The organism is Micromonospora sp. CPCC 206061 (assembly GCF_036906915.1).
Lineage (GTDB): Bacteria > Actinomycetota > Actinomycetes > Mycobacteriales > Micromonosporaceae > Phytohabitans.
On the sequence record NZ_JBAKHX010000058.1, the window covers coordinates 21,058 to 44,528 of the forward strand.

Consider the following 23,471-nt stretch of genomic DNA (forward strand, 5'->3'; position numbering starts at 1 on the left):
CCACAAGGAGGCGAAAATGCGCTACGCTGGACCGTCGCCTAGATGAAAAAAGGCAGCCTAAAGCGGCTGCCGTGCCCGAGCAGTATAGACACACTTGGGGGAGCGTTGTCAAGCAACTCTGCCGACATTACCAACGAGCAGAAGTACGTCTCCCGGCTTTACGACCGCCTCGACGAGATGCGGGAAAAGGCTGCCAACCGGCTCGCCACGCTCCTGCGGCAGACGGGCGGCACCCCGCAGGCCCGTTCGGAGCGGGAGAGCGGCGTCACCCTGTACACCGAGCAGGTCTCCCAGTTCAGCGCGGTCGAGAACGGGCTCTGCTTCGGCCGTCTCGATTTCCACGACGAGGCAGAGCCGCGTTACATCGGGCGGATCGGGCTCTTCGACGACTCGGCTGACTACCGTTCGCTGCTCGTCGACTGGCGGGCACCCGCCGCCCGGCCGTTCTACCTCGCGACAGCCGCCTCGCCGGACGGGGTACGGCGGCGCCGCAACATCCGCACCCGGCTGCGCGAGGTCGTCGGGCTGCACGACGAGGTACTCGACATCGAGGCCGCCCGTGACAGTGCGCACGAGGACCTGACCGGCGAGGCCGCGCTGCTGTCGGCCCTCACCGCCAGCCGCACCGGGCGGATGCGCGACATCGTCGCCACCATCCAGGCCGAGCAGGACCACGTGATCCGCGCGCCGCTCGACGGCGTGCAGGTCGTGCAGGGCGGCCCGGGCACCGGCAAGACCGCCGTGGCGCTGCACCGCGCGGCGTACCTGCTCTACACGCACCGCCGCGAGCTCTCCACCCGCGCGGTGCTGATCGTCGGCCCCAACCAGACGTTCCTGAAGTACATCTCGCAGGTCCTGCCGTCGCTGGCCGAGACCGGCGTGCTCCTGCGCACCGTCGGCGACCTGTACCCGGGCGTCAGCGCCCGGCGCACCGAGCCCGTCGAGGTGGCCGAGATCAAGGGCCGCACCGTGATGGCCGAGGTGCTGGCGGCGGCGGTACGCGACCGGCAGCGCGTGCCCGACGAGCCGCTGCCAATCAGGATCATCGGCGGCGAGACGCTGATGCTTGACCCGGAGACGGTGCGCAAGGCGCGCGACCGGATCCGGCGCACCGGCAAACAGCACAACCTGGCCCGCCAGCTCTTCGACACCGAGATCGTGCACGCCATGGCACAGCAGATCGCTGACAAGATCGGCTTCGACCCGTACGCGCACGACGCGCTTGGCGGCGACGACGCGACCGGTGACGAGCAGTACCTGGACGAGGCCGACCTGGCCGAGATCCGCCGCGAGCTGCGCAAGGAGCCCGAGCTGCTGGGCACGCTCGACTGGCTCTGGCCGGTCCTCACACCCGAGCAGCTCGTGGCCGGCCTCTTCGCCTCCGAAGACCGCCTCAAGACCGCGGCGCCGCAGCTGCGCGAGGCTGAGAAGGAGATGCTGCGTCGCGAGCCACGGGGTGGCTTCACGCCAGCCGACGTACCGCTGCTTGACGAGGCCGCGGAGCTGCTGGGCGAAGACGAGGCCAGCGCCGCGGCGGCCGCCGAACGCCTCCGCAGGCTGGAGGTCGCGTACGCGGCCGGCGCCCTGGAGATCGCGCTGGGTTCCCGGTCGATCGACGTCGAAGACGAGGCTGAACCGGAACTCCTGGCCGCCACCGACCTGATCGACCCGGAGCGGCTGGCCGAGCGGCACGAGGCCAGCGAGCGGCGCACCGCCGCGCAGCGCGCGGCGGCCGACCGCAAGTGGGCGTTCGGGCACGTCATCGTCGACGAGGCGCAGGAGCTGTCGCCGATGACGTGGCGGCTGCTGATGCGGCGCTGCCCGAGCCGCTCGATGACGCTGGTCGGCGACGTGGCGCAGACCGGCGACCTGTCCGGCACGTCGTCGTGGGCGCCGGTGCTGGAGCCGTACGTGGGGGACCGGTGGCGGCTGGCTGAGTTGACAGTCAACTACCGCACGCCCGCCGAGATCATGGCCGTTGCCGGCGAGGTGCTGGCCGAGATCGACCCCACGCTGGAGCCGCCGCGTTCGGTGCGGGAGTCCGGAGTGCGGCCGTGGGAGCGCACCGCCGACCTGACCGAGTTGGGCGAGATCGTGCGCGCCGAGGCGGAGGCCATGGGGGATGGCCGGCTCGGCGTGATCGTCCCCATCGGGCTGCTCTTCGGCGCCGGCCGGGCGGTGCCCGAGGCGGTTCTCGGCGACGACCCCGACCTGGAGAGCCGGGTCGTGCTGCTGACGGTCAAGCAGGCGAAGGGGTTGGAGTTCGACCACGTGATCGTCGTCGAACCCGACCGGATCGTCGCCGAGTCGCGGCGCGGCAAGAGCGACCTCTACGTCGCCCTCACCCGCGCCACGCAACAACTCGGCACCGTCACGCTGACAGCTTCGTAACCGCCTCGACCATCAGGTCCCAGAAGCGCGGGGTGTCGAGGCGCATCGCCACCAGCGCGTTCGGCGGCGCGCCGGTCTTGCCGTGCAGGTCGACCACGGTGGCGCCGCGGGTGTGCGTGCCGGTCAGCTCCACGGCGACCGGCACGCGCACGCACTCCACCAGGCTCGGGTCGATCACCCGCGCGACCGCCACCGGGTCGTGCAGCGGCGGGTCGGCGAGCCCGAACACCTGCTCGTACGTGCTCCCGAAGAACGTCAGCAGGTCGACGCACGCGTCCGCGAGGTCGGTGCCGATCGCGCGCAGCCGGGCGATCACCTCCGGCGTCACGCCGGCCTGATGCGTCACGTTGAGCCCACACATCGTGACCGTCAGGCCCGAGCGCAGCACCAGGTCGGCCGCCTCCGGGTCGGTCGCCACGTTGAACTCGCCGTAGGGCGTGATGTTGCCGCGCTCCGTTGAGCCGCCCATCAGTACGATCTCTCGGATCTGTGGGCGGACCTCAGGATGATCGCGTAGCAGGACCGCGATATTGGTCAGCGGGCCGAGCGGCACGAGCGTCACCGGCTCCGGGTGCGCGAGCAGCAGCCGCCGCATCAGATCCACCGCGTGCTCCTCGGCGAGCGGCACGGTCGGCTCGCCGAACGTCGGCCCGTCCAGCCCGCTCGCGCCGTGGATGTACTCACCGACGGTCAGCTCGCCCACGAGCGGCCGGTCGTAGCCGGCGGCCACCGGCACATCCGTGATGCCGGCGATCGTGCAGACGCGGCGGGCGTTGAGGGTGGTCTTTTCCAGCGTCTGGTTGCCCGCCACCGTCGTTATCGCCAGCAGCTTGAGTCGTGGGTCAGCCGCGGCGAGCATGATCGCGAGGGCGTCGTCGTGTCCAGGGTCGCAGTCGAGGATCAGAGGTATCGCCATGACCGTGATTTTGCCGCCATCTAAGCTGCACCAGTGCTGTGGGATGTGGCCGTCGTGGGCGGGGGACCGGCCGGACTGTCCGCGGCGTACGCCGCCGCACGCGCGGGCGCGCGCACGGTCGTGCTGGAGAAGGCCGCGCATCCGCGCTACAAGACGTGCGGCGGCGGGCTGATCGGCGCGTCGCTAGCCGCCCTCGGCGACCGCATCACGGTGCCGGCTGACGACCGCGTCGACAGGGCCACGTTCACTCAGGACGGGCGGCGGGCGTTCACCCGCCGGCACCCGGGCGGGCCGCTGGTCGCGATGGTGCGGCGCGACGCGTTCGATCGCGCGCTGCGCGACGCCGCCCTCTCCGCCGGGGCCGAGGTGCGCGAGAACGTCACGGTCCGCGGCCTGTCGGAAAGCGGCGACGCCGTCGAGGTCCGACATGGCAACGGTACGCGGACACTGGCCCGCGCCGTGGTTGGATCCGACGGGTCCTCGGGCGTCACCAGCCGGTACGTCGGCGTGCGATACGCCCAGGTCGATCTCGGCCTGGAGGTGGAGCTGCCGGTGTCCGGCGCGCGCGCCGAGGCGTGGGCCGGGCGGATGCTCCTGGACTGGGGGCCGGTGCCCGGCTCGTACGGTTGGGTCTTTCCCAAGGGCGACCGGCTCACGGTCGGGGTGATCGCCGAGCGTGGCCGGGGCGAGGAGACCAAGCGGTACCTGCGGCGGTTCGTCGGGCGGCTCGGCCTTTCGGGAATCGAACCGGTCCAGGACTCCGGCCACCTGACCCGGTGCCGCGCGTCGGATTCACCACTGCACCGGGGACGCGTGGTGGTGGCCGGCGACGCGGCGGGGCTTCTGGAACCGTGGACACGCGAGGGCATCAGCTTCGCGTTGCGGTCGGGCGCGCTCGCCGGTGCCGCCGCGGCCGCGGGTGACCAGGCGGGGTACGAGTCCGCTGTGGTGTCGACGCTGGGGCCGGAGATGCGCGCCGGTCGGGAGTTGCTGGCCGCGTTCACCCGCCGCCCGACCGTCTTCCACGCGCTGCTCGCCACCCCGCCGGGCTGGCGCATGTTCGCGCGGTTCTGCCTCGGCGAGGCGAGCTTCGCGGGCGCCCTGGGCAAACCCGCGATCGGTGCGGCGGTGCGCGCCCTCGCAGGCCGCGGCGGCGCTCCTAGAGCTTGAAGAGCAGGGCGCCGTCGATCTCCTCGCGGGTGATGCCGAGCCCGTCCACCGGCCGGCTCTGTGCGCCGTCCCACGGTGTGCCGACGATGTTCTGCGGCAGTACGACCACCGAGCGGATGCCGATGCCGCGCAGGTACGCGACGCTGGTGGCGTCGGGGAAGGCGTACGTCGCCGCGCGGATCTGCCCCTGGCTGGTGGGCTGGAAGCCGGCCAGACCGTTCGCGACCTGCGGGAAGCCGTCGGTGGACCACAGCATGATGTTGAGTTCGAGCAGGCCGTCGCTGGGCAGCACCAGGATGGGGTCACCGGTCTTCGCCGCGGCCTGGAACGCGGCCGGGGCCTTGGGGACCTCGGGGTGGGGCGTGCGGTTGACGCTCTCCACGAAGACGAGCGCGAGCGGGATCACGAGCGCGGCCCGGAGGATGGTGTTTTTCGTCGCCTTCGCCGCGGCGGTCAGCGCGCCGGCCGCGAGGATCGCGAGCAGCAGGCTCGTCCAGATCATCAACCGTCCGGGCGTGCGCAGCGCGTCCCAGCCCGGCAGGTGCTTCGACAGCGTCAGGTAACCCGGGTCGCCGTCACCGCCCAATGTGGACCCGAGGCCGAGCAGCACGGTGCCGACCACGCCCACCGCCAGCAGGACCCGGTGCCGCACCTTGAACACCGAGAAGAACAGTCCGGCCGCCGCCAGCATGATGAGCGTGACGCCGGGCAGCAGCGCCATCTCGGCCGCCCAGCCGAGCTGCTCGCGGGCCACGGCGTGCCGGTCACCCCAGAACCACGACTCCCACGGCGCGGTGAAGAAGCCCTTGAGCGGTGGGGAGAACAGCTCCGTCCACTCCAGACCCCGCCGGGCCTGGGGGTTGAGGTCGACCACCTTGAAGTACGCCATGGCCAGCCACACCGACAGGCCACCGAAGATGAGCCCACCCAGCACGTTGGCCGCGAGGAGCCTGCCGCCGAACTCGGGCCGCCGCTTGCGCCGCCACCACGACCACCCGTACCCGGCGGCCGCTGCCACGCCGGCACCCATCAGGAAGTACGCGAACGGCAGGCCGATGCCGAAGCCGAGGCTGATCTGCCACGCGCCGACCACCCAGCCGGCGAGCACCCAGCCGGGGCGGCGCTTCTCGGGCTGGTATCCGTGCGTGAGCGACCACCCGTGACCGCGCGCCAGCATGGCGAGCGACAGGGCGATGCCGCCGGTGGAAAGGATGTTCATGTGGCCGCCGTGCGCGAGCCGCCACGGGGAGAAACCCCAGGCCAGGCCGGCCACCGTGGCGGCGAGCCGGCCAGCGCCGAGCTGGCGCACGAGCGCGTACGCGCCGATGAACGCGAGCGCGTACAGCAGCACGTACATGATGTTGTAGCGGACGATCGCCGCCTCGACCCCCGAGCCGAACCACCCCGCGGGGGCGTACCCGAGCAGGGTGTCCGAGTACACGTAGCTGTAGGGCTCCGGGTAGAACGTGTTGGAGTCCCAGAGGTGCAGCGGGTCGGTGAGCAGCGCGTGGCCGCCCCACGCGATCTGCCACGCCTGAAGGGTCGGGTCGCCGATGTCGCCCGGGATGGTGGTCGCCGGGTGGCGCAGCGTGGGCCAGGTCAGCAGGGCCGCGAGGAACAGCCCGCCGAGGACCGCGAGAGTCCGCTCGTGCGTGAGCACGCGCCAGACGGCGGGCCGGCGCTGGGGGGCGGGCGGGTCGTCCTGGGTCGGCTCGTCGTCGACGGCCGCGGTGCTGCTTTCCACAACCGTCGATAGTGCCGTACCGGGGGCTCAAATGTCGCTCCGGCCCCGTGCGTGGCGCAGACATCGGATGTATCGTGCGTGCCGTCAGAGCTCGGATGCGAGGGCGCGGACCACGGCGGACGGGCTGGGGCGGCCGAGTTGGTCGGCCATCCAGACGCTGGTGCGTGCCAGCGAGGCCAGGTCGACCCCCGTCTGGATGCCCAGGCCGTTCAGCTGCCAGACCAGGTCTTCGGTCGCCAGGTTGCCGGTGGCGCTCTTGGCGTACGGGCAGCCGCCCAACCCGCCCGCCGACGAGTCGACGGTCGTGACGCCGGCCTGGAGCGCCGCGAGCGTGTTCGCCAGGGCCTGGCCGTAGGTGTCGTGGAAGTGGACGGCGAGGCGGTCGGCGGGGACGCCGGCCGACCCGAGAGCGGTGATGAGCGCGCTGACGTGCCCAGGTGTGCCCACGCCGATCGTGTCGCCCAATGAGAGCTGGTCGCAGCCCAGGTCGAGCAGCCGGCGCGCCACCGACACGACCTGCGGGATCGGCACCTCACCCTCCCACGGGTCGCCGAAACACATCGACAGGTACCCGCGCACCCACAACCCGGTGTCGCGCGCACGCCGTACCACCGGCTCGAACATCGCCAGCGACCCGTCGACGGTCGTGTTCAGGTTGCGCTTGGCGAACGTCTCCGTCGCGCTGCCGAAGATCGCGATCTCGCGCACACCGAGCGCGAGCGCCCGGTCGAGCCCGCGCTCGTTGGGCACCAGCACGGGGTACCGCACGCCGGGCGCCGGGCTGAGCCGGGAGATCAGCTCGTCGGCGTCGGCAAGCTGCGGCACCCACTTGGGGTGGACGAAGCTGGTCGCCTCGACCACCGTCAGGCCGGCGGCGGCGAGCCGCTCCAGGAACTCCAGCTTGACGTCGAGTGGCACCACGGCCGGCTCGTTTTGGAGGCCGTCACGCGGCCCGACCTCCCAGATCGTCACCGACGGCGGCAAGCCGGGCATGGGCACCCGCTGCGGGCTCAACACCAGCCCAACCTACGCCAGGTCGACGACGATCGGCGCGTGGTCGGACGGACCCTTGCCCTTGCGGGCTTCCCGGTCGATGTACGCCGAATCCACCGTCACGCCGGCGCTCGCGTACACCAGGTCGATCCGCATCCCCTTGTTCTGATGGAACATGCCGGCGCGGTAGTCCCAGTAGGTGAACGGGAACGGGCCCTTCATCGGGCGCGGGACCACGTCGCTGAAGCCGGCCTCCAGGATGCGCGCGAGCGCGTCGCGCTCCGGCGCGGTCACGTGCGTGGACCCGATGAACACGGTCGGATCCCACACGTCGGCGTCGGTCGGCGCCACGTTGAAATCACCACAGACCAGCGTTGGTCGCCCCGCGGCCAGGTCGGTCACCAGGGCGTCGCGGAGCGCCGCCAGCCATTTCAGCTTGTACGCGTAGTGCGGCGAATCGGGCGTCCGACCGTTCGGCACGTACACCGACCAGACACGCACGCCGGCGCAGGTGGCCGAGATGGCCCGCGTCTCCGGGTCGGGGAAGCCGGGCTCGGCGGGGAACCCGCGCACCACGTCGTCGATCCCGACCTTGGACAGTAGTGCGACGCCGTTCCACCGGCCGTCGCCGTGCGTCGCGACGGCGTACCCGAGCTCGCCGACCTCGGCGGCGGGGAACCCGTCGTCCGAGATCTTCGTCTCTTGGAGGCAGACGACGTCGGGGCTGACGTCGGCCAGCCACGGGACCAGCCGGGGCAGGCGGCTCCGGACCGAGTTGACGTTCCAGGTGGCCAACCTCATGCACCGACTCTACTGTCCCGGCCGGGTGTCCCTCGGTCGCCGCGTGACGGCCTGTGCCATCGTTTGCAGGTGGCCGTCGTGAAGCAGCAGCCGGAAGCGACCGCCGCCCGTCCCGGTCGGGTGCGGGTGGGGTTGCGGGCGCTGCGCGGCTGGCGGCCCACGTTTCGGCGGGTCCGTTCGCTGGTGCGCACCGCGGTGACCTCGTTCATCGTCCTGGCCGGCACGTTCTGGCTGATGCCAGGCGTCAACGCCCGCGGCCTGGTCGGGCTGCTCGGCATGGTGGTGACCGTCGCGGCGGTCGGCGCGCTGCTGCGGCCGCTGCTGCTGGCCCTGGCGACGGTGCTCGGCGGGTTCGGTGCGCTCGTACTGGGTGCATTTGTGCAGGTCATCGTCTTGTACATCGCGCTGTCGCTCGCGCCGGAAACGCACGTGGCCAACCTGCCGGTGGTGTTCGGAGCCTCCTGGGTCGCGGTCGCGCTGGCCGCCCTCGTCAACTGGTTCGCCGACGCGGGCACCGACGACGCGTTCGTCTCCGAGACGGTGCGACTGATGAGCCGGGTGCGCCGCATCGAGGAGCGCAACGGCCGGGCGCTGCCCGACCCGTGCCCCGAGGGACTGCTGATCATCCAGCTCGACGGGGTGCCCGCGCCGCTGATGCGGTGGGCGGTGCGCGCCGGCAACCTGCCGCACGTCGGCCGGTGGCTGCGCACCCGCAGTCACCGACTCACCGCCTGGCACACCGGCATGCCCGCCACCACACCCGCCGCCCAGGCCGGCATCCTGTACGGCGACACCGGCCAGGTGCCGGCGTTCCGCTGGTACGAGAAGGACAGCCGGCGCCTCGTGGTGACCAGCCGGCCACGCGACGCCGCCGAGGTCGAGAGGCGGCTGGCCAGCGGCCGCGGGCTGCTGCGCGACGGCGGCGTCAGCATCAGCAACGTCTTCTCCGGTGACGCCGCCGAATGCCTGCTCACGGTGAGTCACGCCTCGCTGCCGGGCCGCTCGGCGCGCGGGTACGCCGCGTTCATGACCAGCCCGTACGGCTTCACCCGGGCGATCGTGCTCGGTGTCGGTGAGCTGATCCGCGAGCTGCACCAGGCTCGCGTGCAGCGCCTGCGCGACGTGCGCCCGCGGGTGAGCCGGGGCGGCGCGTTCCTGGCGCTGCGGCCGGCGACCACGCTGCTGCGCGACCTCAACGTCTCGCTGATCGCCGAGCAGATGGCCCGGGGCGCGCCGGTGATCTTCTGCGACTTCGTCGACTACGACGAGGTGGCACACCACGCCGGTCCGGCCCGTCCGGAGTCGCTGAAGGCGCTGGAGGCGCTCGACCAGGTGCTCGGCATCCTGGAGCGGCTGTCGGTCGAGGCGGCCCGCCGGTACCACCTCGTGGTGCTCTCCGACCACGGGCAGAGCCAGGGTGCGACGTTCCGGCAACGGTTCGACGAGTCGTTGGAAGAGGTGGTGACCCGGCTCGCCGAAGAGGCCGTCGGCGACGGCCGGGCGGTCGCGGGCGCCAGCGGCACCGCCGAGGAGTGGGGCCGGGTCAACGCCCTCCTCACCGAGGCGGTCGCCCGGCGCGGACCGACGGCCGCCGCGACCCGTGCCGCCATGCGCCGGCACACCACCGACGGCGAGGTCACGCTCGGCCCGGCGAACGAGGAGGCGCGCCGCATCGAGGAGCGCGACCCGGCCACCGTGGTGATCGCGTCCGGCAACCTGGGCATGGTCTACCTCACCCGGTACCCAGGCCGCCTGAAGCGCGCGGAGATCGCGGCCGCGTACCCGCTGCTGTTGGACGGCCTGGTCGCGCACCCGGGCATCGGCCTCGTCGTCGTCGACGACGAGGACGGGCCGGTCGCGATCGGCGGGCGCGGCAGCCACCGGCTGCGCGACGGCGTGGTCGAGGGCGACGATCCGCTCGTGCCGTACGGGCCGCAGGCCCGTGCGGACCTGCTGCGCCACCAGGAGATGGCGCACGTGGGCGACCTGGTACTGCTCAGCGTCGTCGAGCGGGGCGTCGACGAGGTGGCGGCGTTCGAGGAGCTGGTCGGCAGCCACGGGGGGTTGGGCGGCTGGCAGACCGAGGCGGTGCTGCTGTATCCGTCCGGCTGGCACCTCGGCACCGACCCGCTCGTGGGGCCGGACGCGGTGTACGCGACGCTGGTCGGCTGGCTCGACAAGCTCGGCCTGCGAAAGCCGGACGTCGACGTGGAGGCCGACCTGGAACCGGAGCCGGTCACGCGCCCCGTCGGCGGCTGAGCGTCGACATCGTCTGCGAGATCAGCAGCACCAGCAGGACCGCCGCGAGGACGCTCTGCCACGGCTCGGGGAAGATCGCGTATCCGAAGATGCCGATCGCGGCGTACAGCGTCGACCAGAGCAGGCACGCCGGGCCGTTCGCCATCGCGAACCGCTTCCAGCTCATGCCCATCAACGCCGCCGCAAGCAGCACCGGCACCCGGCCGCCGGGCAGCAGCCGCGACACCAGCAGCATGGAGATCTGCCGCTCGCGCAGCCGCTTCTCCATGCGCGCCACTCGTTCCGGGTCGCGGAGCCAGTGCAGTCGCCGTGCCAGCTGCTCGCCGCCCCACCGGCACATCGCGTACATGGCCAGGTCGCCCACGTACGCCCCGCCCGCGCCGGCGAGGATGACCAGCACGACGTTCACCGGGTTCTGGTGCGCCGCGTACGCCGCCGCGCCGCTCACCGCCGCACCGGTCGGCACGATCGGCACCACCGCGCCGAACGTCACCACCGCGACCAGCCAGATCAGCGTGCTGATCATGCGCCGCCTCCCGCAGCCGTCACAAAGCGGAGGGAGCTGTGAGGGCGCGCCGCCCGCAGCCGCCACCAAGCGCAGGGAGCGAAGCGACCGAAGCGACTGGCGGCTACAGGGCGGATTCCAGCGCCCGAACCGCCCGCGCGCAGCGCGGGCCAGCATTGCAGCGACCGGAGTGACTGGTGGCTACAGGGAGGCATAAGGGGCGCGTGACCCGCGCGAGCGGAGCGAGCGCCAACTAGCAGAGTCGCGCTCACCGGGCGGCTACCGTCAGGGAGTCGCCGGGCGCCAGCACGGTGACCTTGGTATCCGGCGCGATCACCGCGGTCAGCCGCTCGAAGTCGGGCCCCGGATTGTGGAACCTGTCCGGCCGTACCCTCGTCAGGCCCACGGGCCAGAACGTGCCGAAATGAATGGGCACCGCCGCGCGCGGTGCGGCCCGCCGCATCGCCTCCGCGGCGCTGTAGGGGTCGAGATGGCCGGCGCCCAGGGTCGGCCCCCAGCCACCGACCGGCACCAGCGCCATGTCCAGCGGCCCGAGGTCGGACATGCCGTCGAAGAGCCCGGTGTCGCCCGCGAACCAGGTGTTCGCCGCCCCGTGCACGGTGTAGCCGACGGCCGCCGCGCGGTGCCGCGACCACGGGCCGCGACCGCCGTGGTGGTTTGCCGGCACGGCCCGGATGCGCACGTCACCCAGCGCGTGCTCGTCGCCGACCGCGAGCTCGACGCAGCGCCGGGCATAGGCCGGCCCGAGCCGCTGCCGCACGAACGCGCCGGCACCGTCCGGCACGACCAGCACGGCCTCGGGACCGACGCGGCGCAGCGACGCGACGTCAAGGTGGTCGGCGTGCAGGTGAGACACGAGTACCGCGTCCGGCGTGCCCGGGAACCGCGGGCTCGGCCCCCGCATGCGCCGCAGGTGGGCGATGCGGTCACCGAGCACCGGGTCGGTCACCAGCCGTACGCCGGAGTCCTCGACCCAGACGGTGCTGTGCCCCCACCAGGTCACCTGGACCTTGAACTTCACAGCGTCACCGTATCTGGTGTCATCCTTGCGTCGTTCGGGTTGTTGCGTCCAAGATCCGACTCACTGAGCGAAATCGCCAGCGTACGTTCGGTGCCATGCCTTCGAAGATCGGGGGCCCGATCGGGCGCACCGAGGTGCTCGTCCGGGCCCAGAACTGGGTGGAACGCAGGTTCACATACGGCACGCGGTTCCGCAACGGGTCGGTGACCAGCAAGGAGCACCGCCCAGACCTGGGCGGCAAGCAGTACCGCACCGACTGCTCGGGCCTCGTCGCGATGTCGTGGCACCTGCCGCAGTCCCTGACCACCGCAGACATGTTGACCTGGAAGGGCGCGTTCCGCCTGCCCAGCCGAGAAGACCTCAAGCCCGGCGACGCGCTGCTGAAGCAGGGGCACGTCGAGCTGTTCGTGCGCTGGGTGGATGCCAAGCGGCACGGCAAGGGCGCGTTCGTGTACTCGTTCAACACGTTCGGCGAGACCGTGCGCAACCCGAAGGCTCGCACCAACCGCGGCAACCTCGGTCGCAACGACAGCGAGGAGATGGCCTTGTACCGGCCGGTCCGGTACAAGAAGATCGCCGACGGTCCGGGACGGTCGGTCCCGCACTCCGAGGGCGCCGTGCTCCGCGAGCCGAGCGGCGCGATCTACGTCGTGGTGGGCGGCGTGCCGTTCCACCTGACGCCCGAGGAGTACAAGGATCTCGGGAAGCCGGAGTTCACGATCGTCCCCACCGGCACCTTCCGCAAGATGCCCGGCACCCTGCGAAACGGCACGCTGATCCGGCTCAAGGACGACGGGTCGATCTTCATCGTCGCGGGTGGCGCCAAGCACCGTCTCACGCCGAGGGAGTGGGCGGCGATGGGCAGGCCGTCCGCAGTCGACGTGCCCGCACGGCTCGCCGAGGCGCTCGACGGCACGCCGGTCGACAACACCTTCCTGTGCCACCGGACGTCCGGGGCGATCTTCCACGTCCTCGGCGACGCGAAGTACCACGTCACCGAGGAGCAGTGGGGCGACCTCGGCAAGCCCGCCGCCACCGACGTGCCCGCCAGTTTCATCGACTCGATCAGGCGGCCCGCGCCCGATGGCCCGCTCTTCCTGCGCGACACCGACCGCGCCGCCCGCGGCGCCATCCACCTGGTCATCGGCGGCGCCCGGTACCACCTCAGCAAGGTGGAGTACGCGCTGCTCGGCAAGCCGGCGTTCATCCCGGTCGGCAAAGGCGCCTTCAAGGACCTCGGTGAGGTTCCGCGCGAAACCGTGTACCTGCGCGACCTCGACGACCGGGCCATCTACGAGGTCAAGGACGGCCGAAAGCACCACATGACGCCGGAGGAGTGGGACGAGCGGGGCGGCGACATCACGTTCACGAACGTGCCGGACAGGTTCCTGGAGTCGATACCCGACCGTCAATAGATCCACTGGTCGCGCGGTGCGGCCAGTGGGTCCAGTTCGGCCCACAACTCGTCGGGGATCGGCCAGGTGGCCATCTTCGCCGTCGCCGCGACCCGCTCCGGGCGGGAGATGCCCACGATGGTCGACACGATCCGAGGGTCGCGCAGCGAAAACTGGAGTGCCGCCGCGGCGAGCGGTACTCCATGCGCCGCGCACGCCTCCTCCATCGCCCGGATGCGGCGCATCACCTCGTCGCTCGCGGTCCGGTACGCGTACTTGCCGACCACCGCGGTGCCCTTGGCGAGCACCCCGCCGCCGAACGGCGCACCGTTGACGACACCCACGCCCAGCGACACCGCCTCGTCGATCAGATCACCGGCCGACCGGTCCACCAGCGTCCAGCGGTTGTGGGTGATGAGCGCCTCGAAGACGCCGGTACGCAGGTACCGCGCCATCAGGTCGACCGGCCCGCCCGCCACGCCGAGGTGCTCGATCATGCCCTGCCGGTGCATGTCGACCAGCGCCTCGACTGGCCCGCCCGGTGCCATGCCCTCCTCGAAGGAGATGTGCTCGGGGTCGTGCAGGTACACGAGCGGCAGCCGGTCCAGCCCCAGCCGGGTCATACTGCCTTCGGCCGAGCGGCGCACCTGAGCACCGGAGAAATCGCCGGTGGCGAAGTCCCGGTCGACCTTCGTCGCCACCACGAAACCCTCCGGCACCCCGCCCACCTGCCGCAGCGCCTCGCCGATCCGCCGCTCACTCTCGCCGTCGCTGTACCCGGCCGACGTGTCCAGGAAGTTGAATGGCCCGGTGAGCGCGGCGACCGCTGTTTCGACGCCGCGCTCGTCACTCACGTGGTACCCGAACAGGTCCGGCATGCTGCCGAGCGGCCCGCCGCCCACACAGACCGCCGTCACCAACAACCCGGTCGGCCCCAGTTCCCGTCGCGCAAATCGATCACCCATGCGCCGAGCCTACGAGCGCAGCGGCACCGCCACGATGCCGACCAGCCCGTCGAGACCGGCGAAATCGTCCACATTGGTCGTGTAGAGCGGAAGCCCGTGCACCTGCGCGACCGCCGCGATCATCAGATCGGCGACGCGTCGGCGCGGTTGGCGGCCCGCTGCCAGTACCGCCGCCGACACCAGACCGAATGCCCGTGCTGCCTCAGCGTCGAAGGGCAGCGGATCGAAGACCGCTTCGACGTGCTGCAGGATGTTGGTACGCCGGGCTCGTTCTGCCGGGTCGTCGGTGGAGTGTGGTCCAGCCGAGAGCTCGGCGAGCGTGATCGCGCTGATCACCATCTCATCAGGCAGCCTCGCCGGGTCTAGGCGATGCAACTGGATGACGATGTTCGTGTCGACCAGTCCGCGCGTCGCCGGTTCACCATTCACGGCTGAACGGGTCCTGCTCGGCTGCGGCATCGAGGTCGTCGCGGAAGTTCGCCGCGTCGATCGCCGGTACGCTGGCGAACGCGGCCAGCACCTCGTGCCGCGGCACGAAGGTGCGACGGCGAAGCGGGATCAGGCGAGCTATCGGCGAGCCGTTTCTAGTGATCGTGTACGACTCGCCGCGCTCGACCCCCCGCATTATGGCGCCTGACTCGTTGCGTAGCTCCCGCTGCGTGATCTCGCGCGCGTGCTCAGCCATGACGCCATCATACCCGTTGTGCTACGAGGTGCTACAGCTCTATGTGGTTGTCCATTCGTAGGCTGATCCTTCGTGTAGGCCGGCGTAGACGCGGTCGCGCAGGGCGTTCGCCTCGCCGGATGTCAGGGTGCGGCTCAGATCGCGTAGAACGACGCGGAGCAGGATGTTCTTCTGGCCGGGCCGTACGCCCATCCGCTGTCGCGCCGACTCTGGCAGGTCGGCGTATTCGGTCTGCGACCGGATGGTGATCGCCTCCACCGCGGCGGCGTCCGGGCCGAGCAGGACCCGCACCCGGTCGCCGAGCAGGTCGGCGTCGAGGTCGGCCGCGACCGCCAGGGAGAGGTCGCGGTGCACGGCTGGCATGGACGACACCGGGCGGTACGGCGACAGGTCGCGCATCTGCGACGCGATCCGCGGGTCGGTGGCGCGCAGCAGCCGGATGTCGTCGACGCCCTTGGCGAGCATCGTCAGCCGGTCGAGGCCCAGGCCCATCGCCAGCCCGCTGCCCCGCCCCAGCACCTCGGGGTGGGCCAGCCCGCACTCGCCGATCTCCACGTCACCAACGTAGATCTCCCGGCCGTGCAGCGTGTAGGGATGGTTGTTGGGCACCGTGCGCCACGGGTGGCCGGGCAGTACGGCGTCGACCACGGTGGCGATCATGTGGATCAGGTCGGCGCCGGTGAGCGCCGGCCCGTCCCGGCTTACCCGCCACAGGTCGAGCTGGTGCGGCTCGCCGACGTGCCGGTGGCCGATCGCGTCCCGGCGGTACACCACCCCGGGAACGCTGAGCAGCACGTCACCCGTCTCGTGCGCGTCCAGCAGCGCGGGGACGCGCGCCGTCGTGTGCGAGCGGAGCATGTGCGTGTCGTCCACGTACCGGGTGTACCGGCGGTCCCGCGTGACGGCGCCGGCCGAGTACCGCAGCCGGTCGTAGTTGTCGGCGATCGGCACGACGCGCGGTCCGGGATCGCGGCGCACCGGTACGCCCCAGGTGCGGGCCAGAGCGTTCTCGATAGCGGCGACGACGTGCTGTATGGCGTGTTGGCCGGCGGCCGGGTCAGTGAGGTCGCGCAGGCTCAGGGCAGCGCGAAGGTCGTCGGGTGTCATGGGGTTTCCTTCCGGATTCGATGCGGATACGACGAACCCCCGGCCCTGACCGCGGGTTTCGCATCGCTCCGTCGGAATCCTTCAGGAGTCAGAGCAGCGTCGAACGCCCACCGGCCAGCCGGGGGCGTAGAAATCGCGCTACTCGATACATCACGCGGACAAGCCTAGCGTGCGGCGCGCGCAGGGCAACCGCGATAAAAAGGTGGTCGTCTGGCCGCCTGCGCGCTAGCGTGTACGCATGATCTTCTGACGCCTGCTGAGACCGAGTGTGTTGTCCCGTCTCGGGCGTCAATCTGCCTTCGTCGCGGCCGCGGCTTCTTTCGCGTGCCGGCGCCCGAGACTCCCTCCAGCGGAAGGAGTCACCTCTTATGCGTGCAGAATTCTCCGTACACGTCGATCCAGCGGAGCTGGAAGAACAGCGTCTCGCCGCCGCCTTCGAGCCGGCCGACGACGCCAGCAAGGGGCGCGCGCGGCGCTCGGCCAAGCCCGCGCCGCGTGGATCCGACCGGACCAAGGCGGGCGGCAACACCAAGGCGGCGCACCAGCCGCGCCAGTACGCCTTCCGGCGCAGCTAGAGACAAGTCTGAAGCGGGGCCTCGAAAATGGGGCCCCGCTTCAGCCGCGCAGGCGGGGGAGCAGTTCGTGCTCGGCCCAGTCCAGGAAGTCGGGTTGGCGGTCGCCGCCTACCTGTACCAGTGCCACGTGGGTGAAGCCGGCGTCGACGAACTTCTGGAACGCTGCCACGTGCTTTTCGACGTCCGGGCCGCACGGCACCGCCTGCACGACGTCTTCCGGGCGCACGAACTGGGTCGCGCTCGCGAACGAGTCCGGCCCGGGCAGTTCGGCGTTCACCTTCCAGCCGAGCCCGAACCAGCGCCACTGGTCGTACACGATTTTGCGGCACTCGTCCTCGTCGGGGCCGTAGCAGACGGCCACCTGGCCGTAGCGCGGCTTGCCGATGCCGCCCGCCTCGTCGAAGAGCTCCAGCACCCGGTGGTCGGGCTCGACCGCGATCACACCGTCGGCGTACTCTCCGGCGAGCTCGCAGGACGACGGCCCGGAGGCCGCGACGGCGATCGGGACGCCGTCTTCCGGCCGGTCCCACAGGTACGCCTCGGGGACGTCGAAGTACTCGCCGGAGTACGTCAGGGTCTGGCCGTCGAGCAGGGGCCGGATGATGTGCAGCGCTTCCTCCAGCATGTCGTGTCGCTGCTGCACATGCGGCCAGGCGCCGACGACGTGCTCATTGAGGTTCTCGCCGGCGCCGAGGCCCAGCGTGAACCGCCCGTCGGAGAGCAGCCCGACGGTCGCGGCCTTCTGCGCCACCACGGCGGGGTGGTAGCGCCGGATCGGGCAGGTCACGAACGACATCAGCCCGATCCGCGACGTCGCGTACGCCGCCGCGCCCAGCACCGACCAGGCGTACGGGGAGTGGCCCTGGCTTTCGAGCCACGGGTAGTAGTGGTCGGATACCACCGCGAGGTCGAACCCGGCCTGTTCCGCCCGTATCGCGTTGTCGACGAGCTGTTTCGGCCCGGCCTGCTCACACATCAGGGTGTAGCCAACAGCAACCATGTTGGTTGCCATACCCGGGCAGCCAGGGGCTACACGTCGGTGCGGGCCTCCTCGGGGGAGGGGCTTTCGGGCACGTCGGGTCGAGGCGCCTCGCCTCTGCTTTGGAAGGCGGCAAGGGCACCGATCGCAGCGAGCATGAGCACACCGGCGGTAGCAATGAAAAGCATGTCAACCATGGGGCTGCCTCCTCCCGTCCGCAGGACCGGAATCAGACCGTAACCCCCCGTAACCGAAAAATCCTGGTTTTGTCGACGAAGGTATCCGTGGCGCAGGCGCACCTTCCGTAACCAGTGATTTCGCTCTATTCTTGCCGAAGCGCTCTCATCGACGTTCCCGACCGCCGCCGTTGCAGGGTCACGCCGGCGGTCGCGCCTCTTGGGTAGGCTCGACACACTGGACCGGTTCAGAGAGGTGTGCGGTGCCGTCCCGACGTGCTCTGCTGGCCGCGGCGGGCGCCACGGTCCTCGGCTCCTGTGATTCCGACGAGCGGCCGGCACCTCCGCCGTCCCCGCCGTCGCCGCGCCCGGCCACCCGGCTCACCCTCCGCCGCGCGGACGACCGCCCGCTCACCGCCCGCCGCCCCATCGAGTTCACTGTGGATACCGATGGGGTGTGGGCCAACCCCTTCGACCCGGCCGAGGTCGACCTGCGCCTCACGCTCGCCGGGCCGGGCGGTGAGACCCTCACCGTGCCGGCGTTCTGGCATCAGGGTTTCACGGCCGACGGCGCCCGGACCGCCGGCCCACCAACGTTCCGGGCGCGTGCCACGCTGGCGGTACCAGGGGAATGGACGGCGCGGGCCGAAATCCCCGCGCGGAGCCTGCGCAGCGCGGACCTCACGGTTTCTGCCGGCGCCGCGCCGCCGCGGGCGCGCGGCTTCCTGCGGCTCGATCGCGAGCGCACTGGATTCGGGTACGACGACGGCACGCCGTACCTTCCGGTGGGCGCCAACATGGGCTGGTCCCGAGGGTCCGATGTGCTCGGTGACTATCGGCGGTGGTTCGAGCGGCTCGCGGCGGCCGGTGGTAACGCGGCTCGGGTGTGGATGGCGCCGTGGTCGTTCAGTCTGGAGTGGTCAGACACGCCGCTCGGGAACTACACCAACAGGCTGCGGCGCGCGTGGGAGCTCGACCGGGTCTTCGAGTACGCCGACGAGCGCGGCGTCGCCATCATGCTCACGCTGCTGAACCACGGCCAGTTCAGCCACACCACCGACGCCGAGTGGATAAATAACCCCTACAACGAAGCGAAGGGCGGCCCGCTCGACTCCCCGCGGCACTTCGTGACCGACGAGACCGCGCAGGCGATGTTCGCGCGCCGGCTGCGATACGTCGCGGCGCGGTGGGCGGCCGAGCCGGCACTGTGGGCGTGGGAGTGGTGGAACGAGGTGAACTGGACGCCGATCGACGACGCCGCGCTCGCGCCCTGGATCCAGCGGATGACGGCCGTGCTGCGGGCCAACGACCCATACCGGCACCTGGCGACCAACAGCTACGGCAGCGGCATCGCGACGGACACCTGGCGACTGCCCGAGCTGGACTTCGCCACCGCCCACGTCTACGACACCGACGACCCGGTGGCCAAGTTGCCGGACCTGGCCGCCACGGAACGAGCGCGCGCGGCCGGCAAGCCGGTGGTGCTCGCCGAGTACGGCGCGTCCGGACAGCCCGACGACGCCACAGTGGACCCCGAGGGCATCCACTGGCACAACGGGCTGTGGGCGGCACCGTTCGCGGGGTTCGCCAGCCCGGCCATGTACTGGTGGTGGGACGAGTACCTGGATCCGCAGGACCTGTGGCGGCAGGTGCGCGGGATATCGGCGTTCCTGGCGGGGGAGAGGCTGGCGCGCTACACGCCTTTCCGGCCGCCGATGACCGGCGGCGCGGTGGCGATGGGGCTGCGTGCGCCCGGCCGGGTGCTCGTGTGGGTCCGTGCCGCCGAATACACGCGCGAGGACGCCAAGCGCGCGTACGAGAAGGCGCTGCGCGCGGCGCTCAACAAAGGCACCAAGCTGGAGAGATACACCTACCGGCCGCCCACAGTGGCCGGTGCGCGGCTCACGGTGCCGGGCCTGTCCGGAATGTGGACAGCGACGTGGCTCGCGACGGCCGACGGGTCGGCGGTGGCGACCGCTCCGGCGCGCTCCGGCGCGCTCGGCGTACCGACGTTTACCAGGGACATCGCGCTCAAGATAGTGCGCGGGTGATCAAGCGGTAACGGGCAGCATCCTTACGACTTCCTTATTTCTCCGCACGCCCGAACTCTGAACGCGCCTCGTCCGTATGTCAGGGTGCCGGCGGCTGGACGGGTGGCTGGCCGGGGAATCCGTAAGTCACATGGCGATCCGCCATGCCCTCGTTCTGGAAAGGACGACCGTGAGTAGTGCCCGCAGGGCAAGAGCCGTACCGAGGGTGTCCCGTCGAACTGTGCTGCTGGGCGCGGCCACCGTTGGTGTCGGTGGCGCTGTCGTCAGCGTCTCGAACCTGAGCGAGGCGTTCGACAACGCACAGAACTCGGCAGACGACGCGATCGTGGTCCACGTCCGTGATCTGAAGAACGGGCGGTTGGACGTGTTCGCTGGTGACCGGCTGATCGAAGTACGCGACAAGGACCTCGCGAACCGGCTCGCCAAAGCGGCGAAGAAGTAGGGGTAAATCGACATGTCTTCACATCGTGAGGCGCCCGAGATCTCGAAGGATCCCGTGGCGGACAGCACCGACCTCTACGCGTTCGTCAGCCCGGACCACCCGGACACCGTCACCATCATCGCGAACTATGTGCCGTTGCAGACGCCGTCGTCCGGCCCGAACTTCTTCGAGTTCGGCGACGACGTCCTATACGAGATCCACGTTGACAACAACGGCGACGGCCACGCGGACGTCACCTACCAGTTCCGCTTCGAGACGAAGCTGAACGACAACAACACGTTCCTGTACAACACTGGCCCCATCGAGGAGCTGGACAGCGAGGCGTGGAACCGCCGCCAGTTCTACAGCGTGACCAAGGTGGACGGTAACGGCAAGGCCAAGGTGCTGGCGCGCAACGTGCCATGCCCGCCCTGCAACGTCGGCAAGCTGTCGATCCCCAACTACAAGAAGCTTGCCGACGACGCCACGTTCAAGCTGAAGTCGGGCGAGAAGGTGTTCGTAGGCCAGCGGGCCGAAGGCTTCTTCGTCGACCTGGGCTCCATCTTCGACCTCGGCACGCTGCGGCCGTTCCAGAACCTGCACGTGCTCGGGCAGAAGGCCTTCCAGGAGGCGGGCGAGGCGGTCAACGCGACCGACCGGACCAACGTGCACAGCATCGCCATCCAGGTGCCCGTCACCGACCTGCGCGGCAAGAGCTCACCGGTCATCGGCGTGTGGACGACCGCCAGCCGCCGCCAGGTGCGGGTGCTGCACGGGCACTCCAGCGACGACGTCTACGTTGGACCCAACGTCCAGGTGTCGCGCCTCGGCAACCCCCTCTTCAACGAGGTGATCGTGCCGATGTCCAAGAAGGACCTGTGGAACAGCCTGCCGCCCACCGAAGACAAGAACTTCAAGCAGTTCGTCGAGCAGCCCGAGCTGGCACGCCTCCTACCCGCCCTGTACCCGGGCGTCTTCGACAACCTGGCCAAGCTCAACGAGGCCAAGACGCCCCGGGCCGACCTGGTGGCGGTGCTGTTGACCGGTATCCCGGAAGGGCTCATCGAGGGCTTCCGCAACGACACCGGTGACCTCCAAGCCGACATGCTCCGGCTGAACACCGACATCAAGCCGTCCAAGAAGGAGAACAGGTTCGGCCTCCTCGGCGGTGACCTTGCCGGCTTCCCCAACGGGCGCCGGGTCAAGGACGACGTGGTGTCGATCGCGCTCCGCGCGGTGGCCGGCGCCACGTTCGCCCTGGTGGACAAGGACTTCGAGCCGGACGAGGCGGTCGCCGACCTCTCGCAGGGGCTGAGCGCCGCCGACGTGACGGCCAAGTTCCTCAACCGCTTCCCGTACCTCGGGTTGCCCTACGACGGCTTCAACAACCCGTCATGAACGGCGTACACGCTCATACACTGGCCGACTCCATGGCCGGCAGCGTGATGCTCGATATCGGCGGCGACATGGGCGCACTGATCATCACGACCGGTCCGGAGTGGCACGGCCGGGAGATCGAGATCAGCCGCAAGGGCGAGCTCCCTGAGATACGCACCCATGTCGCCGTCCGAGCCCGGCACGTGGCGGGTGGTGTTCGCTACACCGCGGTGTATCCATCGCTGGCGGCCGGTGCCTACGTCATCTGGCGTAACGAAACCGATCCCGCCGGCACCGTGGTAGTAGCGGGTGCCACGGTCACCGAAATTGAGTGGTGGCCGCAACCCTGACCGTCCTGGTGGGTCAGCTGCTGGCACGCTGACCCACCAGGACGCTCCACTCAGGCAGTGGTGAAGTCGAACTCACCCTCCTTGACGCCGCCGACGAACGCCTCCCACTCACCACGGGTGTAGACGATCACCGCGTCGTCGGGCCGCTGGCTGTGGCGGACGGCCACCCGGCCGCTGCCGTCGGAGAGCGGCCCGGCCTCGACGCACATGCCGCCGCTGCCGTCGCTCTTGCTGCTGATGTGCCAGGCAACGCCCGGCATCGACTCGCTCATGACAACTCCTCTGCGAGTGTTGCGATGAGCGCCACCGACTCGCTGTCGCTGAGTGCGGCCTCCCGCAGCGAAGCATACGCCTTCTCGTACCGTTCGGCGCTAGTGGCTTCGACGAAAAGCCGCCCCGCGAGATGCTCCACACAGGAGACCGCCGGGTAGGGCGGTGGCATCTGGAAGAGGAAGAACGAACCGTAGGTGCCGTCGTGCGCGCCCGCGTTCGTCGGGATGACCCGGATGTCGATCTGCGGCCGGCGGCTGATCTCCTTGAGGTGCTCGAGCTGACCGCGCAGCACGCCGCGACCACCCACCGGCCGGTGCAGCACCGACTCTTCCAGGATCGCGGTCAACCGGGTGTCCTTGTCGTTCAACACCTTTTGCCGGTCGAGCCGCAGGTGCAGCCACTTTTGCACGCGGTGCTCGGCCGCCGCTGAGCCTTCGTAGTGCCGGATCATCGTCTCGGCGTATCCAGCGGTCTGCAGCAGGCCCGGCACGATCATCGTGCTGTAGGCGCAGATCTCCCGCGCCCGGGACTCCAGCCACGGATAGTCCACAAAGGTCGCGTCGTAGACGGCTCCTTCGAAGTCCTCCTCCCATTTGTTGATGCGCCAGGCGTCCTGGGCGAGCTGCACCAACTGGGTGCGATCCCGCTCGTCGTACACGCCGTAGACGTCGAGGAGCGCCATCACGTGATCGCGCCGGAAGGGCCACTCCGCACGCTCGTAGCGGGCCAGGGTGGAGAACTCGACGCCCAGGTACGCCGCGACGTACTTCAGCGTCAGGCCGCGGTCGTCGCGCAGCTCCCGCATCCGTTGACCGAGCCACTGTGCCCGGATGGTCTGAACGAACTGCTCTCGTTTGGTGGGCAAGACGCACCTCTCTCGCGATAAGGTCTGGTCGCGGTAGGAAATGGCGAGAAGGATTCGGGGGGAAAGCTTCCGCCACGCGAACGGGGACTGGCCCACGATCGCCGACGGAGAAGTGTTTACCACGGCTGCGCTGGCATGGGCGACCCCAATGACGCGTTTACCGGCTTTACCGGCGTGTCGCGGTAATAGAGGTGGAATGGAAATCCCCTTGGTCCAACCCTGCTAAAAAATCTTGGCCAGGGGTGCCTGAAACCAACGAGAAAGCGTTGAAAACATCGTCGGTGTGCGCCGGAGTTGGCGCGGTTCCCGCAGGTCAGGAGCCGCTCGGTCCGTTGCATAAAAGCAAACCCCGATTCCCCGGCGGTGTGACGACCTATGCCTCTGCGCCGCCGGGTGCCAGGCTGGCGGGCGTACTCGCGTGTGCCTCCCGCA

23 protein-coding genes are annotated in these 23,471 nt (G+C 70.3%); 9 read left to right on the forward strand and 14 right to left on the reverse strand.

The window, feature by feature from the left end; genetic code table 11:
- The first annotated feature begins 42 nt into the window (after positions 1–42).
- Positions 43–2,391 carry a HelD family protein gene (locus V6V89_RS29345; protein WP_442935241.1) on the forward strand — a complete coding sequence of 783 codons (2,349 nt, stop codon included), beginning with the start codon at positions 43–45 and terminating at the stop codon, positions 2,389–2,391.
- Here the strand turns inward: V6V89_RS29345 and V6V89_RS29350 are convergent.
- Positions 2,372–3,307, reverse strand: a complete 936-nt coding sequence (locus V6V89_RS29350; protein WP_334622719.1) for a nucleoside hydrolase — start codon at positions 3,305–3,307, stop codon at positions 2,372–2,374. The two genes, V6V89_RS29345 and V6V89_RS29350, sit on opposite strands and share 20 nt — an antisense overlap.
- A gap of 33 nt (positions 3,308–3,340) precedes the next feature.
- Here V6V89_RS29350 and V6V89_RS29355 point away from each other — a divergent pair, with 33 nt between their 5' ends.
- A complete protein-coding gene (locus V6V89_RS29355) occupies positions 3,341–4,477 on the forward strand; it encodes a geranylgeranyl reductase family protein (RefSeq protein WP_334622720.1) in 1,137 nt (378 codons plus the stop codon).
- On the opposite strand, the gene V6V89_RS29360 is transcribed toward V6V89_RS29355, so the two are convergent.
- The 3 genes from V6V89_RS29360 to V6V89_RS29370 form a co-directional block, all read right to left on the reverse strand.
- Entirely contained in the window at positions 4,467–6,221 is a 1,755-nt protein-coding gene (locus V6V89_RS29360) for a hypothetical protein (RefSeq protein ID WP_334622721.1), read from the reverse strand. The genes V6V89_RS29355 and V6V89_RS29360 overlap by 11 nt on opposite strands.
- 84 nt (positions 6,222–6,305) lie before the next feature.
- A complete protein-coding gene (locus V6V89_RS29365; protein ID WP_334622722.1) occupies positions 6,306–7,238 on the reverse strand; it encodes a hydroxymethylglutaryl-CoA lyase in 933 nt (310 codons plus the stop codon).
- Between the two features lie 9 nt (positions 7,239–7,247).
- The gene (locus V6V89_RS29370; protein ID WP_334622723.1) at positions 7,248–8,015 is read right to left on the reverse strand and encodes an exodeoxyribonuclease III; all 768 of its coding nucleotides are present in this window, start codon (positions 8,013–8,015) and stop codon (positions 7,248–7,250) included.
- 69 nt (positions 8,016–8,084) lie between these two features.
- Between V6V89_RS29370 and V6V89_RS29375 the strand changes: the two genes are divergently transcribed.
- The gene (locus V6V89_RS29375; RefSeq protein WP_442935242.1) at positions 8,085–10,274 is read left to right on the forward strand and encodes an alkaline phosphatase family protein; all 2,190 of its coding nucleotides are present in this window, start codon (positions 8,085–8,087) and stop codon (positions 10,272–10,274) included.
- Here V6V89_RS29375 and V6V89_RS29380 read toward each other — a convergent pair.
- A complete protein-coding gene (locus V6V89_RS29380) occupies positions 10,252–10,800 on the reverse strand; it encodes a DedA family protein (protein WP_334622724.1) in 549 nt (182 codons plus the stop codon). The two genes, V6V89_RS29375 and V6V89_RS29380, sit on opposite strands and share 23 nt — an antisense overlap.
- Before the next feature lie 247 nt (positions 10,801–11,047).
- Entirely contained in the window at positions 11,048–11,821 is a 774-nt protein-coding gene (locus V6V89_RS29385) for an MBL fold metallo-hydrolase (protein ID WP_334622725.1), read from the reverse strand.
- A gap of 95 nt (positions 11,822–11,916) precedes the next feature.
- Between V6V89_RS29385 and V6V89_RS29390 the strand changes: the two genes are divergently transcribed.
- Entirely contained in the window at positions 11,917–13,236 is a 1,320-nt protein-coding gene (locus V6V89_RS29390) for a hypothetical protein (protein WP_334622726.1), read from the forward strand.
- Here V6V89_RS29390 and V6V89_RS29395 read toward each other — a convergent pair.
- Genes V6V89_RS29395 through srmL form a run of 4 tightly spaced genes read right to left on the reverse strand, consistent with a single transcriptional unit; the run spans position 13,230 to position 15,972 of the window.
- On the reverse strand, positions 13,230–14,180 hold the full coding sequence (locus V6V89_RS29395; protein ID WP_334622727.1) for an aldo/keto reductase: 951 nt from the start codon (positions 14,178–14,180) through the stop codon (positions 13,230–13,232). The two genes, V6V89_RS29390 and V6V89_RS29395, sit on opposite strands and share 7 nt — an antisense overlap.
- Positions 14,181–14,189: 9 nt before the next feature.
- A complete protein-coding gene (locus tag V6V89_RS29400; RefSeq protein ID WP_334622728.1) occupies positions 14,190–14,609 on the reverse strand; it encodes a type II toxin-antitoxin system VapC family toxin in 420 nt (139 codons plus the stop codon).
- A complete protein-coding gene (locus tag V6V89_RS29405) occupies positions 14,599–14,865 on the reverse strand; it encodes a type II toxin-antitoxin system Phd/YefM family antitoxin (RefSeq protein WP_334622729.1) in 267 nt (88 codons plus the stop codon). Before V6V89_RS29405 ends, V6V89_RS29400 begins: the two co-directional genes overlap by 11 nt.
- Positions 14,866–14,904: 39 nt before the next feature.
- Positions 14,905–15,972 (reverse strand): PheS-related mystery ligase SrmL, encoded by a 1,068-nt coding sequence (srmL, locus tag V6V89_RS29410; protein ID WP_334622730.1) that lies wholly within the window; start codon positions 15,970–15,972, stop codon positions 14,905–14,907.
- Positions 15,973–16,340: 368 nt separating this feature from the next.
- Between srmL and V6V89_RS29415 the strand changes: the two genes are divergently transcribed.
- Positions 16,341–16,547, forward strand: coding sequence for a hypothetical protein (locus tag V6V89_RS29415; RefSeq protein WP_334622731.1), 207 nt, complete (start codon positions 16,341–16,343; stop codon positions 16,545–16,547).
- A 40-nt stretch (positions 16,548–16,587) separates the two neighbouring features.
- Here the strand turns inward: V6V89_RS29415 and V6V89_RS29420 are convergent, their stop codons facing one another.
- Together V6V89_RS29420 and V6V89_RS29425 are read right to left on the reverse strand one after the other, a co-directional pair.
- On the reverse strand, positions 16,588–17,547 hold the full coding sequence (locus V6V89_RS29420; RefSeq protein WP_334622732.1) for a TIGR03557 family F420-dependent LLM class oxidoreductase: 960 nt from the start codon (positions 17,545–17,547) through the stop codon (positions 16,588–16,590).
- Positions 17,548–17,576: 29 nt separating this feature from the next.
- Positions 17,577–17,723, reverse strand: coding sequence for a hypothetical protein (locus V6V89_RS29425; protein ID WP_334622733.1), 147 nt, complete (start codon positions 17,721–17,723; stop codon positions 17,577–17,579).
- Positions 17,724–17,965: 242 nt separating this feature from the next.
- On the opposite strand from V6V89_RS29425, the gene V6V89_RS29430 reads away from it, so the two are divergent.
- The 4 genes from V6V89_RS29430 to V6V89_RS29445 all read left to right on the forward strand — a co-directional run bounded on the left by V6V89_RS29430 (position 17,966) and on the right by V6V89_RS29445 (position 21,901).
- Positions 17,966–19,753: a cellulase family glycosylhydrolase gene (locus V6V89_RS29430; protein ID WP_334622735.1), complete on the forward strand. Its 1,788-nt coding sequence runs from the start codon at positions 17,966–17,968 to the stop codon at positions 19,751–19,753.
- 205 nt (positions 19,754–19,958) lie between these two features.
- The gene (locus V6V89_RS29435; protein WP_334622736.1) at positions 19,959–20,195 is read left to right on the forward strand and encodes a hypothetical protein; all 237 of its coding nucleotides are present in this window, start codon (positions 19,959–19,961) and stop codon (positions 20,193–20,195) included.
- Positions 20,196–20,207: 12 nt separating this feature from the next.
- Complete coding sequence (locus V6V89_RS29440) at positions 20,208–21,572, forward strand: DUF4331 domain-containing protein (RefSeq protein WP_334622737.1); 1,365 nt, start codon at positions 20,208–20,210, stop codon at positions 21,570–21,572.
- Positions 21,573–21,604: 32 nt separating this feature from the next.
- Positions 21,605–21,901: a phospholipase gene (locus tag V6V89_RS29445; protein WP_334622738.1), complete on the forward strand. Its 297-nt coding sequence runs from the start codon at positions 21,605–21,607 to the stop codon at positions 21,899–21,901.
- A 50-nt stretch (positions 21,902–21,951) separates the two neighbouring features.
- Here V6V89_RS29445 and V6V89_RS29450 read toward each other — a convergent pair whose 3' ends face one another.
- A complete protein-coding gene (locus V6V89_RS29450) occupies positions 21,952–22,173 on the reverse strand; it encodes a DUF397 domain-containing protein (RefSeq protein WP_334622739.1) in 222 nt (73 codons plus the stop codon).
- Positions 22,170–23,039 (reverse strand): helix-turn-helix domain-containing protein, encoded by an 870-nt coding sequence (locus V6V89_RS29455; protein ID WP_334622740.1) that lies wholly within the window; start codon positions 23,037–23,039, stop codon positions 22,170–22,172. The genes V6V89_RS29450 and V6V89_RS29455 overlap by 4 nt, the downstream gene beginning before the upstream one ends.
- Positions 23,040–23,471: the final 432 nt, after the last annotated feature.